Genomic DNA, 13,732 nt, shown 5'->3' with positions numbered 1-13,732 from the left:
ATTAGGTATCCCTTGCCAAGTCTCCTATCTCATTAAAGGTGACTACAAACTGGGTTCCCTCGCTGTCAGCCAGTTCAATACTGCCTTCTAGTTGCTCGGTAAAAATACAAACCAACTCTAAACCCAAAGACTCTGTATTTTTGAAGTCTAACCCTGTAGGCAACCCAATGCCGTTATCCCTAACTATAAGGGTAAAGTCCCCCTCCTTTCTCTGCCTCATCGTTACCCAGACATGATTATCTGAGCGATGGGGATCGGGAAAGGCATGTTTTAACGCGTTAGAAACGAGTTCGTTGATGATTAAACCACAGGGAATGGCGGTATCTATGTTCAACCAGATAGACTCTGCTTGAATCTGAAGTTGGATTCTCTGTGAGCTAGCCACGTAGGACGATAGCAGGTTGTGGGCTAGGTCCTGCACGTACTCAGCCATGCTAATCCGCAGCAGATCGCGGGACTGGTAAAGCTTTTCATGGATTAGGGCCATTGAGCGAATGCGGTTCTGGCTGTCGTTAAACAGGGCCATGACCTTCTTATCGCGCACGAAGTCAGACTGCAACCTGAGCACGCTAGAAATAATCTGCAAGTTGTTTTTGACGCGATGATGGATCTCCTTGATGAGAGCTTCTTTTTCTCGCAAAGAGGATTTGAGCTGTTCCTCGGCTCGTTTACGTTCGGCCAGTTCGCTCTGGATTTGCTCATAGAGTTCAGACTGCTGAATAGCGATCGCAATGTGAGTCGCCAGCTGTTTCAGCAACTCCACCTCAAATGTTCGCCAGTGCTTAGGCGCAGAGCAGTGGTAGGCGCACAGCAAACCCCACAGATGATCGCCCTGCAAAATCGGCACGACCAAACTAGCCCTGACATCATAAATCACCAAAATGTCGATGTGGCATTGGGTCAATCCGGCGGTGTAAATGTCATCGACGACCTGAGTGCGGCCCTCCTTGTAGGCATGGGCATAGTTTTTGCCAAAGCAGGCATCGCGTACTGTGCTGTTGAGGGCGGGCTGCCAGCCATCGGCCACGGACTCTACGACTACCGTACCGCTCATGTCGGGGTTGAACCGGTAAATTAGCACCCGCTCGGTTTGTAGGAACTGGCGCACCTCATCGACTGCCGTTTGAAGAATTTCGCTAATCTGCAGCGACTCTCGGATGTGCATAGCCATCGCTGCCAGCAGCTGGCTAGACTCTAGCTGTTCGCGCAGTCCTTCAATGCCGTCTGGGCTGGCTGTAGCTCCTGAAAGTGGATCTGATGCCTTTGGGCTAGGGCGGTTGGCAAAGGTTTGGATGGACTCTTGCAGCTCAAGTTCAACCCCACGCAGCAAGTCCAGATCAAGGGTTGTTAGAAAACTGGTAAAGGTCACCTGACCGGCCAGGTCTCCTGCTGCCTGCATAACCAGGCAGCGCTGTGCCTGCTGCTGCTGCATGTGCCAGTAGGCAACCAGCACCTTTTCTTCGGGCGCAAAGTTGGGCAGGGTAGGCCGCATCACTGCTTGAGCCTGAGTTCGGTTCAGATCCAGACCCAGCATTTCGAGCTGAAGTACATCTTGGGCCAGCAGCAGTCCGACCCATTGAGGGTTTGCCTCTGCTTCACCCCAAAGCATGACGCTGTCCTGCCCGGTGGCCACCATCTGCTGGGCTACGGCTGCGATCGCAGCCGTAGCCGGGGCCTGCAAACCAGGAGCCAACATAGCATCGGCTAAGGGCAGCGCCTTGAGCAAATGGTCGAGCTGCAGCGCCGCCCGCAGCGTTTCAATTGTTGCCATGCCTGAAAAGTGCCCCTGCTCGTCCACCATGGGTAGGTGACGCAGCTGCTGCTGACGCAGCAGGGCCAAAACGGCAAAACTGTCTGGCAAGTCTGCCGGGTTGACCGCCAGGGCAATCTCCCCCATGCCGTCAGCCAGCGCCATCCCGGACAAATCCCGGCCGGAGGCAATGGCAGCCAAAGCTTCTTGCTCAGTAAACTGACCCACTAGCTGCGACCCTTCAACCACCCACACCACACTGGCTCGGGCCTGGTTTTTCAGGGCAATCTCAAGCGGCAGATTCAGGCTGGGGGCAGTGCAGCTACTCTGAGCCTTGGCCATAATTGCGATCGCATCAGCCAACGACAGCGACGGCTCAACTGTCAACGGGCGACGATCAATGGCTGGCTCCAACCTAGATAGGATAGAAGGAGATCCTGGCTGTGTCATATCCCTCAGACAGCACTATTCGTATTGTGCCCCTGATTGTCCCAGGCTAGCCGATTGAGCGTAAATCTTTGCTTGCAGCGAGCTTTGCTTAAGGCAAACAGTCCATATACATCTCCACATCCCAATCCGTCGAGGTGGCGAGAAACTTTTCCCACTCGTCACGCTTGTACCAGGTGTAGACCGAGTACATATCGCCGGGCATGGCCGATTTTATGACGTCATCTTGCGCTAGCCGTTCTAGGGCCTCTCCTAGGGACATGGGCAGCTTTTTCACCTGCTTACCGGCTTCCATCGCCTCATAGAGATTGCGGGTTTCGGGTTCACCGGGGTCGAGGTTGCGCTTAATGCCGTCGTCAAAAGCTTTGAGAATGGCTGAGGCCATTAGGTAGGGGTTGACCATTGAGTCTACGGCCCGGTATTCAAACCGCCCAGGGGCCGAGACCCGCAGGCCACAGGTGCGGTTCTGATAGCCCCAGTCGGCATATACAGGAGCCCACAGGCCAGTATCCCAGAGGCGACGATAGGAGTTGACGGTGGAGCAGCCGATGGCGGTTAGCGCCCCTAGGTGATCGATAATGCCGCCAATGGCATTGAGGCCGGTTGGCCCCGGCAGCGTTGGATGGTTTTCGGGTAGGGGCAGGAAGGTGTTGTCGCCGCCTTTGCGGTAGCTGAAGCTGCCGCTCATCCCCGGCAGAGACTCGTAGCCAAAGTCGCTGACTTGGTCTTCGCCGCCATACCAAAGCGATAGGTTGTGGTGACAGCCGTTGGCTGAGAGGCCCATAAAGGGCTTGGTCATGAAGCAGGCGATCAGGTTGAACTCGCGGGCCACCTGAGAGCAAATCTGGCGGTAAGTGGTGAGGCGGTCAGCAGTTCTGAGGGCATCATCGTACATGAAGTTCAGCTCAAGCTGGCCCGGGGCATCTTCGTGGTCGCCCTGAATCATGTCCAAGCCCATTGCTTTGCAGTAGTCGATCACCCGCAGGAAAACTGGGCGCAGCTCCTCAAACTGGTCAATGTGGTAGCAGTTGGGCTTGGTCACACCGCCTGCGGGTTTGCCATCGGGGCCTTTTTTGAGCCACATCATTTCGGGTTCGGTGCCGTGGCGTAGGTGTAGCCCGTTGTGGTCGGCCTGGAACTGGGCGTGGATGCGCTTTAGGTTGCCTCGGCAGTCGGAGGTGAGGTAGCCGCCAGGGGCTTCGGGTTCTTCCCGGTTGCGGAAGCAGGTGCAGAAGACCCGCGCCACGCGCTTGTCCCAGGGCAGCTGGCAGAAGGTTTCGGGGTCGGGAATGGCGACTAGTTCAGACGCTTCGGGGCCATAGCCGATGTAGTTGCTGTGGCGATCGAGGAAAAGATTGGCCGTTGCTCCGTAGACTAGCTGAATGCCTCGCTCGGCAATGGTTTCCCAGTGGTCGGCGGGCACTCCTTTGCCCACAATGCGCCCGGTGACTGAGATGAACTGGTAGTAGATGTATTGAATGCCCAGCTCATTGATTTTGGCTCGCACTTGCTGAACCAGTTCGGCACGCCCCTCTTGCTGTACACAGGCTTCTAGAGGAGTCAGGGCATCGGTTCTAAGAAGAGTTCCAGTCACAGCTTATCCCCTCGCCGGTTTACTTTTCTGTAGTAAACCGGGGTTGTTATAACATCTCTGTATTCAGAGATACGGCCCGGAGGATTTCAATAAGTCGGGTCGACTGAATGGCTTAAGCCGCTTTGAAGCGAGGGTGGTGCCGCAGGGTATTTTGCTCAAACTGGCGAACCCATTGACCAAAGCGATCTGCAGCAGTGTCACTGGGGAAGTGGCGCGGACCTTTGATCAGAAGGGCGACATAGGCACTCTTAGTCCGTATCACCACGGCTGTTTGCTCGTCTAGGTGAATGGAGATGTGCTGAAAGCTGTCTAGCTTGAGAGAGGACATCAGCAGAGATTTTAGCCCCAATGCCTGAAAGACAATTTGTACCCAGCTGGTGCTTTGGTTATCTGGCGTTACAAAATACTCTCGGGGTAGACCATTAATGTCGAAGACGGCAACGCCCAAGATCTCATCCAAAATCTTATTTGGGCCAGGTTTGTTGGAGGATTGCGTTTCTACGGCAGTGGACATAGGTTGGGTCGCTGGTGGGGTGGGAGCAAGGGGGAATGTAAGGGTGATGTTTGTGTCCTGCCTTTTGAGGGGCTAGACTAGCAGGCCGATTAGGGTTAGCAGCAGTCCACTGGACAGGCAGCCAATCATGCTCCAAGAGGCCCATTTGCTGTTGCGCTCGGCAGCTTGAGTGAGGGCTTCGTCTGGTTTGAGAGAGATGATGAAATGCTGGGTAGCGGTTAGGGGTTTTGCGATCGCAATCTCGTTTCGCTGATCACCTGCCGATCCGACTACCAAGACTGAGCGGCCTACGGGCAAAACCGACTCCCGATAGCGATAGCCCAGAGTGCGGCGGTCGCTGGTGCCAAAGCCTACACTCAGGGTGCGCTTGAACCGACCATAGGAGAGCAGGCCACCACCGGGTTCTCCGGGCTGAAACTCATTGACCACTTCCACAGTTTCAATATCTGCCTCTTCCGGTTCCACCCAGACTTTGCCAGAACCGTCGTGCAGGTAGAAGGGAATAGACTGGCTGTGGCTGCTGAGAACTTCTGTGCCTCGCTGGGTGCGAGTTTCCATTTCGCCATCGGCATTTTTTTGGCGCACGGTTTCTTCATATTCTCGCTGCACCGTGAATTCGTAGTAGACACAGGGCTGCTGTTTCAGGTCAGACAGCAGGGGCTTCTCTACCGAAATTTCGCCCCAAAGCTTAACGTAGTCGCGCCAATCGCCGCCGCCGATCTCGTCGGCAACGGCCCGAGCTGTAGACTGCAGCTCAGCAGCAGATACTTTGCGGGCACTCTTGAGGCTCATCGCCCGGTTTTGCTGCCTGCGCTTGACGAAATACAAAACGACCCCAACCGTCAGCAGAATAATGCCAAACATGAACATACTTGAGAACGCCCGATTTAGCGCAGTGTGACTTTAGGAGCGTTGCCGGGGGCGAAGGAGCCCACTAGGGTAATAGGGCTTGCTTTCTAGAGATGGCTAGCTCAAGGTTAGTGTTGCCAAAGTGGGCCGTAAACTAGCCCCAAAAGGCCAAATGCAACCAAAGTTAACTGGCGGGTCGAGAGCGGGTGAGCCGTGCGATCGCTTCTTCGCACCAGGCCAGCCAGCTCTCTTCGTATTTCAAACCGTTGAGCAGCGTCAGATACTGGTACTCGGCCTCTAACGGCAGGCGTACGGGCTGTTCTTGAAAGGTCGCCTGAATAGAGTGATACTCAGCCAGCCGCGCTAGGTGCTGCTGGCGGTGCTGCTCTAGCTCCTTTAAAATAATTTCTTTGGGCACCAAATGACCGCCAAACAGCTTGACCAGTAGATCGTCTTTCACTGGACTGATCTCGGCGGGTTGGGCAATCCACTCCTGCAGGAGCTGTCTGCCATAGGGAGTCACTTCGTAGACTTTTTTGTTGGGGCGACCTTCCTGGTCAATCTTTTCTGCCACTAGATAGCCCTCGGCCTCCAGTTTGGCTAATTCCCGGTAAATTTGCTGGTGGCTGGCATCCCAAAAAAAGCCCACAGAGCGATCAAAGCGCTTAGCTAAGTCGTAGCCACTACAGGGACAGTCAAGCAGAGACACGAGAATTGCATGAGCGAGGGCCATTTTGACCGAGGATAGGGAATTAGTCTATATGCACTAAAGAGCATAGTACTCTATTTGCTCTCAATCGGGATGCGCCGCTTTCCCTTGAGCAAGTAGGTGTGTAGGCTGCCTTTACCCTTGATAGAGATCTCTCCTCGGGCTTCAAAATCATAGTTTTCCTTGAGCACCTGGTAGGTCGTCTCCGTCACTTGAATGTGCTCAGCAAGGCCAAAAGACTCCATGCGGCTGGCAGTGTTGACCGTATCACCCCAGAGGTCGTAGATGAATTTTTTGGTGCCAATTACGCCTGCCACCACTGGCCCTGTATTAATGCCGATTCGAAGCTGAAAGGGGTGCTGGGTACGACGGCTAAATTCAGCTACGGTAATTTGTAGGTCGAGAGCAAAGTCTGCGATCGCAGATGCATGGTCAGCCCGGTAGTCTGGCAAGCCGCCGACTGCCATGTAGGCATCGCCAATGGTCTTGATCTTTTCTAGCTGATGCCGATCGGCTAGCTCATCAAATCGGGAAAACACATCATTCAGCAGCGCTACTAGCTCTTGGGGGGTGAGTTCAGCCGAGAGCCGGGAAAAGTCCACAATGTCGGCAAATAAGACAGTCACCTCAGCAAAGTGGTCGGCAATGGTGGCTTGATCGTTCTTTAAGCGAGTGGCAATCGGATGGGGCAAGATGTTGAGCAGTAGCAGCTCAGATTTTTCCTTTTCTTCTAAGAGGTCTGCTCGGGCCTTTTCCCGTTCAGCCACCACCGCTGCCAAAGTCAGCCCGGTAAAGGCCAAGACACAGATATATGCCTGCAGCGCTAGGACTGCCTGATTGGCATTAACAGCCCCCGCGATAAAAGGTCCCCGATTTTGAGTAATGCCCCAAGTCGCGATGCTGATCACCACGGCAGTTGCGATCGCTGCGCCAGCTGGCCCTAATCTTAGAGCGCCCCAGATCACTAAGGGAAACAGCAGGTACTCCAGAGGATAAGGAGCAATCTCCATGCGGATTGAAGAGCTTAGAATAAACCAGCTCAGCAGCAGCAGCAGCGCCAGCCAAAGCAGGATAAACGGAAGAAAATAAAACGCCTTGAATCGACGGATGCCCCGCCGCCAAGTCAGCATCAGCGGCACTAGAAAGAGCACCCCTGTAACGTTGCTAATCCACCATCTAAACCAGGCTGTGCCAAAGTCCATCCAGGACATATCGGCAAACATGCAGCAGTAAATAACCCCAAAGGTCGCGCTGAAGATCGCGGGTACCACTGCGCCGAGAGCCACAAAAGCTCCTACTGCACTCAACCCTTCTAGAGCCCAATCAAAGCGACTGCGCTGTAGCAGCCACAGCCCCAACAGCGGCTGGAGGGTGTTGTTCAGAGCGGAAAAGAGGCCCTCCAACCAGAAAGACTTTTCCTCTGTGGCTAAAGTGACCAGCATGTCTCCCAAAGCAAAGCCAGGCCAGAACCGTGCTCCCAGAATGAGCACCAGCCCTTGAAGGTAGCCAGCAGGCGGCCAAATGGGCAGCGGCACGATATGTCCTGTGCCCGTATTCATGCCCATTCCAGGAATTTTGAAACTTAGCTTGACGAGTAACAGGTAGCCTACGGCTATAGTTGCCACGGCCAGCCAATACGTACCCGATTTAAGGGAGCGAAAAGAAGCCTGGGGTGGCATGATTAAAAACCGATGTGGGAGAACACTCGCTAAAGGGCCGCATTGCTGCTTGACCTACCCTAAGGTGCCATTTTTTGAGACTGATTGGGAGAATTTCTGGGCAGCTACAAACATTAAGAGAAGCAGATTTCGTGCTCAAAGCGGCTCCAAAAAAAAGTATGGTTTCAAAGGAAGTAGCTCTCACTACAAAAGTCTTTTCGCACCCTGTGTTTGACCCAAAGCTATGGCTGAACCCAACATTGAATCTATTCTGAACGAGAAACGGCTGTTTGCTCCGTCCCCAGAATTCGCTCAGCAATCTCGGTTTAAGAGCTCAGAAGACTACGAGGCGCTCTATCAGCAAGCGGCTGCCGACCCGGCAGCTTTTTGGGCTGAACTGGCCGAAAAAGAGCTGCACTGGTTTAAGAAATGGGATACGGTGCTGGACTGGCAGCCGCCCTTTGCCAAATGGTTTGTTGGCGGCAAGACCAATATCTCCTACAACTGCCTTGATCGTCACCTAACTACCTGGCGGCGCAACAAAGCGGCTCTGATTTGGGAAGGAGAATCGGGGGAGTCTCGCACCCTCACCTATGCTCAGCTGCACCGAGAAGTTTGCCAAATCGCCAACGTGCTCAAGAACTTGGGGGTGAAAAAAGGCGATCGCGTTGGTATTTATATGCCGATGGTGCCTGAAGCCGCCATTGCCATGCTGGCGTGTGCCCGAATCGGTGCCCCCCATACGGTGATCTTTGGCGGCTTTAGTGCCGAAGCCCTCAAGGACCGCCTGCTAGATGCTGAAGCCAAGGTCGTGATTACAGCTGATGGTGGCTTCCGTAAAGACAAGGTGGTGCCGCTCAAGCCTGCCGTGGATCAGGCGCTGGCAAACAACGGCGTGCCCAGCGTGGAAAACGTGCTGGTGGTGCAGCGCACTAAAGAAGACGTTTTGATGGAGCCGGGCCGAGATCATTGGTGGCACGAGCGGCAGGCCGAAGCCTCAGCTGACTGCCCTGCTGAAGAGATGGACTCCGAGGACATGCTGTTTATCCTCTATACCAGCGGCACCACGGGCAAGCCTAAGGGGGTCGTTCACACTACCGGGGGCTACAATCTCTATACCCACATCACTTTTCAGTGGACTTTTGACATTAAAGACACCGATGTCTACTGGTGTACTGCCGACGTAGGCTGGATTACCGGTCATAGCTATATTGTCTACGGGCCACTGTCTAACGGGGCAACTAGCCTCATGTACGAGGGCGTTCCTCGGCCCTCTAACCCCGGCTGCTTCTGGGATGTGGTGCAGAAATACGGCGTTAACATCTTCTACACAGCTCCCACCGCAATTCGAGCTTTCATCAAAATGGGTGAGGAACTGCCCAATGCCCGCGACTTGTCTTCGCTGCGGCTGCTGGGCACAGTCGGTGAGCCCATTAACCCGGAAGCCTGGATGTGGTATCACCGGGTGATCGGCGGCGGCCGCTGCCCCATCGTGGATACCTGGTGGCAAACCGAGACCGGCGGCTTTATGATCACGCCGCTGCCGGGGGCCATTTCCACCAAGCCAGGCTCGGCCACGCGGCCTTTTCCCGGCATTTTGGCGGATGTGGTGGATTTAGAGGGCAACCCGGTGGCCGACAACGAGGGCGGCTATTTGGTGGTGAAACATCCCTGGCCCAGCATGATGCGAACCGTATACGGCAACGATGAGCGCTACCGCCGCACTTACTGGGAGCACATTCCGCCGAAGGATGGGCAGTATGTCTACTTTGCTGGCGACGGAGCTCGGCGGGATGAGGATGGCTATTTTTGGGTGATGGGCCGGGTGGACGATGTGATCAACGTGTCTGGGCACCGTCTAGGCACGATGGAAATTGAGTCAGCCCTGGTGTCTCACCCTGCTGTGGCCGAAGCTGCCGTAGTGGGCCGCAAGGATGATCTCAAGGGCGAGGACGTGTTTGCCTTTGTCACTCTGGAGGGCAACTGCAAACCCAGCGATGAGCTGAAAGAGGAGCTGAAGCGGCACGTGGTGAAGGAGATTGGTGCGATCGCACGTCCCGGCGAAATCCGCTTTGCCGATGCCCTGCCCAAAACCCGCTCTGGCAAAATCATTCGCCGCTTCCTCCGCAACTTGGCCAGTGGTGAAGAGGTTGCAGGGGATGCCTCCACGATGGAAGACCAAAGCGTGTTGGAAAAGCTCCGAGAAGGGGCCTAGAGCCATTCGCATCTAAAGACTTACAAAGAGCGGTTCAACCGCTCTTTGTTTGGGCAATTGCCCATGTCCGACCAGAAGGGGTCAGCCTAAATAGACTGGCTGTGCCTAAAATAGGCTGCTGTTAGCCGTCCTAAGGGTTCATCTTGGGTAGGGCTTGAGTATTGTTAAAAGGGCCGTTTTTCCTACGTTAGCAAAGAATATCTGCAGTGCTTTTCTCGCTTGGGAGGAGTTTGTGACCAGCGCCTCCTACCCAACTGAGAACTTTTGAACCTAAATACTTCTGGGTTCAACACTTGACTAATTGGATCCCCAGTTCTGGAGTTGGCCCCAAATAAGGCGAGGTGGATTTGAAGAGTTTCCCCGCATGTTCAACTAGAAGCCGCTTTAGATTGACAGTGGGAAATTGCGTCATGATATGATTCACCTCTACCCGTTTACTGCCAAAATACAAATTACACTTTCTAATTTTTTAGAAGGTAAACCATTGATTATTTATGCACTAACCGATCTTTGAAGTCATGAGATTTTTTTGGTGACAGAAATTCACAACATGACTATAATTAGTTGTGCAAATTCAAGTGCTGTTGAATCTCGTGTGATTGTTAGTTCTTATTAGCCGCTGCTAGCGGTCTGATAGTCAGAGCTGTATTTGACAAGTAGATTTAGCAGAATTGCTAACCCTTATCGGCAGTGTGTTTAGAGGATTTCCCCCCGAAATGGCAGAAAAAGTGACCCCCCTTACTGGTAAGGCTCTACTGCAGAAGGTTAAAGACCTAGCCCATCTGACAAAGCGTGAAACTGCTAAAGAATGCGGCTATTACAACGTCACAAAAGATGGTCAGGCTCGCGTTAACTTAACCGATTTCTATGATGCTTTGCTGTCTGCCCGTGGCATCAGCCTGAGCCCAGACAGCGGTAAGGATGGCCGTGGTCGGGAGCCGACCTATCGTGTGAGCGTTCATAAGAATGGGCAGATTGTCATTGGCGCAACCTATACCCAGGAAATGGGTTTGAAGCCAGGAGATGAGTTTGAGATCAAGCTGGGCTACAAGCATATTCAGCTGGTTAAGCTGAGTGGTGATCAAGAAGAGGATGGCGAAGAGTAGAGCCTCCTTGCTAATTGGTAGCAAGGGTTAATCGCTCTGTAGGCTGTTCTAAAATCAACTGCCTTGGATAAACCGAATCGGTGTTGCCCGTGAACTATTTCGGTATTGAATCAGCGACAACCACTCCTCTGGCGCTCTCGCCTCTGCTAAGGGTGGTTCTTTTTTTTTAGTCTGGGTTCTCTTGTGGCTACCCATTGCAGTGGGCCTAGTGCGTCTGCTGAACTGGAAACTGCGGTTGCCAGTAGCATCGGAGCAGAAAATTCCTTTGCTGCTGTCCCTTTATGCTTTGGTGCCGCTGCTGCTTTGGCTCTCTGTGCGCTACGGTGACCCCGCTTCACTAGCTGCCTATGGTTTGGTTTGGAACACACATTTCCTAACTCAAACTGCCTTGGGGTTTGGCTTGGGGCTTGGCGGAATTGGTCTTTTGCTGGGCCTCAAGCGAATTCTTGGCTGGGTCGATTGGCAGGGAATAGCGCCCCACGAGGCTGCTGCTGCGGAGGGGGATACGGCTAAAGAAAATTTCTCTCTCTTCTTAACCCTGCTCAAGCTGGGGCTGCCGATTGCAGTGCTAGCCCTGGTTATTAGTGGGATTGAGGAGGCTGTTTTTCGGGGCTTTGTGGTGAGCCAGTTGGCAGTGGCCTACGGCTGGGTAGCTGTGGTTGCGATCGCAAGTGCTCTCTTTGCCGTGCTTCACCTAGTCTGGGATGGCCCTGCTGGTCTGCCTCAACAGCCAGGACTGTGGCTAATGGGGGCCGTTCTCATTCTGGCCCGCTGGGTCGATGGTGGACAGTTAGGTTTACCGACCGGGCTGCATGCAGGCTGGATCTTCACGCTGGCCCTAGTGGATACGCTCAAACTGGTTGCCCCGGCTCCGGCCAGTCCCCGCTGGCTAGCCGGACGATCCGATCAGCCGCTGACGGGCCTGCTCGATATTGCTCTATTGCTGGTCACAGCCGCCCTCCTGTGGAGCTTTGGTTCTGTAGGAGGCTAGAGCCGAGTCAGCGTTACCAGCGTCACCGGGTTCAAGGGTTGCCAGCGGGTGAGCGCCGCAATGTCAACTGACCGGGAAAGCTGAGCCTGAAGATAGCGAGCCTGCCAGGCAGAGGCCGGTTCAGATACGGCTGCGCTAGTCTTCTGTAGCCACTGCATTACCTGGTTCAAGTGCTCCAGGGTAGCTAGGGCCAGCACGATTCGGCCCCCCGGCTGTAGCTGCTGCTGGCAGCAGTCTAAGATGGGCTGAAGCTGCCCGCCACTGCCGCCTACAAAGACCCGGTCGGGTGCGGGCAAATCTTGCGTTGCTGCCGGGGCAGAACCCTGAACTGCCACTAGATTCTGCAGCCCAAAGCGCTGCCGGTTTTGCTCGATCAGCGAAATGCCGATTGCTGTTTTCTCAATCGCAAAAACTTTGGCGTCGGGCAGTAGGCGGGCCATTTCCACGCTGACTGATCCCGTACCTGCCCCGATATCCCAGATCACCTGCCCCGCCTGCAGCCCCAGTTCTCCCAGCACCAGCAGGCGCACCTCCCGTTTTGTCATCAATCCCGGTCGATCGGCAAAGCTGGCCAGGGCTGAATCAGGTAAGCCCAGCAAGGGCAGGGCAGATGGATCGGCCTCTAGAGCAGTAGTCTGCCGCTGAAAAATCACGACGTTCAGCGGCGCGAAGGTCTTTGCTGCCGCTGCCTGGGGCGTCAACTGCTGAATCTGCTCATCGGCCCCGCCCAGATTCTCGCAGACCCAGAGCCGGTACGAGAGGGGTAAATCTAGCGCTTGCAGCAGACTGGCCAGCGCATTTGGCGTGTGGTTGCCGTCCGTGAGCACTGCAATGAGCTCATCTCCCCGTCGCAGCGCGGTCCTTAAGGTATCGGCAGAGCGGCCGTGGGCGCTGACCAAAGTGGCGTTTTGCCAGGGCAGTTTGAGGCGGCTAAACGCCAGCTGCATAGAGCTGACATGGGGATGGAAGGTAATTTGCTCGGGCGGCAGTTCTGCCAACAGCAGTCTGCCCAAACCAAAAAACAGCGGGTCTCCCGAAGTCAATACCACAATGGCAGCAGAATCGCCGCTGGCTATACGTTGCTTGAGCTGATCTAGAGCCGTCTGAAAACTTGAAATGGGCCAAATCTCTCCCGCAAAACCCGGAAAATAGGCCACATGTCGAGCGCTGCCCACCAGTAGATCCGCCTGCTCGATCAGGGCTAGGGTCGCTGCTGACAGTCCTGCCGCCCCGTCTAGACCAATTCCAATCACCTGTATATCTGTTCTGGCCATCCTGGTCACAGCCGCTCCCAGGCCAGGACCAGCAGGGCATTGACAATGGCAGCTGCCACGCCAGATCCCCCTTTGCGGCCCTCCACCCGGATCTGAGGTATCGGCAGAGCTGCTAGCTGTGCCTTAGACTCTTCCACGGCGATGAACCCGACCGGAGCCCCGATCACCAGTGCCGGTTTTTGATCGCTAGAGACGATGCGATCGCACAATCCCAGCAGCGCTGTCGGTGCATTTCCCACCACAAAAATGCCTGCCGGAGCCTGCTGCCAGCACCGCAACATACCCGTTTCGGTCAGCGTTCGCCCTGGTTCTGCCGCCTCTGCCGCCTCTACCGCTGTCAAAATAGGATTTCTCAAAGTGCGCTGCACCATGCCCTGGATGCCCTGTCGCACCATGCCCACGTCTACAATTAACGGACATCCCTGCTGCAGCGCCTCAATACCCTGCTCAATGGCCCCCTCGCTAAATCGTACTAGCTGCTTAAACTCAAAATCAGCTGTACTGTGGATCACCCGCCGCACTACCGCATAGGCATCGGCGCTCAGAGAGTGAGCGCCCATTTCCCGGTCAATCACGGCAAAACTCTGCTCTAAAATAGGATGCTGGGCCAGAGAAGGCATGGGAG

11 protein-coding genes are annotated in these 13,732 nt (G+C 54.7%); 3 read left to right on the top strand and 8 right to left on the bottom strand.

The genetic code is table 11. The features are described from left to right. Position 1: 1 nt before the first annotated feature. From H6G13_RS09890 to H6G13_RS09865, 6 genes are all read right to left on the bottom strand, one after another. Positions 2-2,200 (bottom strand): histidine kinase dimerization/phosphoacceptor domain -containing protein, encoded by a 2,199-nt coding sequence (locus H6G13_RS09890; RefSeq protein WP_190483042.1) that lies wholly within the window; start codon positions 2,198-2,200, stop codon positions 2-4. 88 nt (positions 2,201-2,288) lie between these two features. Further along, complete coding sequence (locus tag H6G13_RS09885) at positions 2,289-3,761, bottom strand: glutamine synthetase family protein (RefSeq protein WP_190483228.1); 1,473 nt, start codon at positions 3,759-3,761, stop codon at positions 2,289-2,291. Between the two features lie 142 nt (positions 3,762-3,903). Further along, complete coding sequence (locus tag H6G13_RS09880; RefSeq protein ID WP_199305834.1) at positions 3,904-4,305, bottom strand: hypothetical protein; 402 nt, start codon at positions 4,303-4,305, stop codon at positions 3,904-3,906. Positions 4,306-4,377: 72 nt separating this feature from the next. Then, entirely contained in the window at positions 4,378-5,169 is a 792-nt protein-coding gene (locus H6G13_RS09875; protein WP_190483041.1) for an E3 ubiquitin ligase family protein, read from the bottom strand. 169 nt (positions 5,170-5,338) lie between these two features. After that, entirely contained in the window at positions 5,339-5,887 is a 549-nt protein-coding gene (locus H6G13_RS09870; protein ID WP_190483040.1) for a PadR family transcriptional regulator, read from the bottom strand. 50 nt (positions 5,888-5,937) lie between these two features. Continuing rightward, on the bottom strand, positions 5,938-7,542 hold the full coding sequence (locus H6G13_RS09865; protein WP_242028245.1) for an adenylate/guanylate cyclase domain-containing protein: 1,605 nt from the start codon (positions 7,540-7,542) through the stop codon (positions 5,938-5,940). Positions 7,543-7,765: 223 nt separating this feature from the next. On the opposite strand from H6G13_RS09865, the gene acs reads away from it, so the two are divergent. From acs to H6G13_RS09850, 3 genes are all read left to right on the top strand, one after another. Then, positions 7,766-9,736, top strand: coding sequence for an acetate--CoA ligase (gene acs, locus H6G13_RS09860; RefSeq protein ID WP_190483039.1), 1,971 nt, complete (start codon positions 7,766-7,768; stop codon positions 9,734-9,736). A 716-nt stretch (positions 9,737-10,452) separates the two neighbouring features. Next, positions 10,453-10,842 carry an AbrB family transcriptional regulator gene (locus H6G13_RS09855; RefSeq protein WP_190483038.1) on the top strand — a complete coding sequence of 130 codons (390 nt, stop codon included), beginning with the start codon at positions 10,453-10,455 and terminating at the stop codon, positions 10,840-10,842. 181 nt (positions 10,843-11,023) lie between these two features. Beyond that, on the top strand, positions 11,024-11,833 hold the full coding sequence (locus tag H6G13_RS09850; RefSeq protein WP_190483037.1) for a CPBP family intramembrane glutamic endopeptidase: 810 nt from the start codon (positions 11,024-11,026) through the stop codon (positions 11,831-11,833). Here H6G13_RS09850 and cbiE read toward each other — a convergent pair. Both cbiE and H6G13_RS09840 read right to left on the bottom strand, forming a co-directional pair. Further along, a complete protein-coding gene (gene cbiE, locus H6G13_RS09845; protein ID WP_190483036.1) occupies positions 11,830-13,107 on the bottom strand; it encodes a precorrin-6y C5,15-methyltransferase (decarboxylating) subunit CbiE in 1,278 nt (425 codons plus the stop codon). The genes H6G13_RS09850 and cbiE overlap by 4 nt on opposite strands. 5 nt (positions 13,108-13,112) lie before the next feature. Continuing rightward, positions 13,113-13,727 (bottom strand): precorrin-8X methylmutase, encoded by a 615-nt coding sequence (locus H6G13_RS09840; protein WP_190483035.1) that lies wholly within the window; start codon positions 13,725-13,727, stop codon positions 13,113-13,115. Between the last annotated feature and the right edge of the window lie 5 nt (positions 13,728-13,732).

Origin of the sequence: Pseudanabaena sp. FACHB-2040 (assembly GCF_014696715.1) — a bacterium.
Lineage (GTDB): Bacteria > Cyanobacteriota > Cyanobacteriia > Phormidesmidales > Phormidesmidaceae > JACVSF01.
The sequence above is the reverse complement of the archived record's forward strand: the minus strand, read 5'-3'. Positions and strand labels throughout refer to the sequence as shown.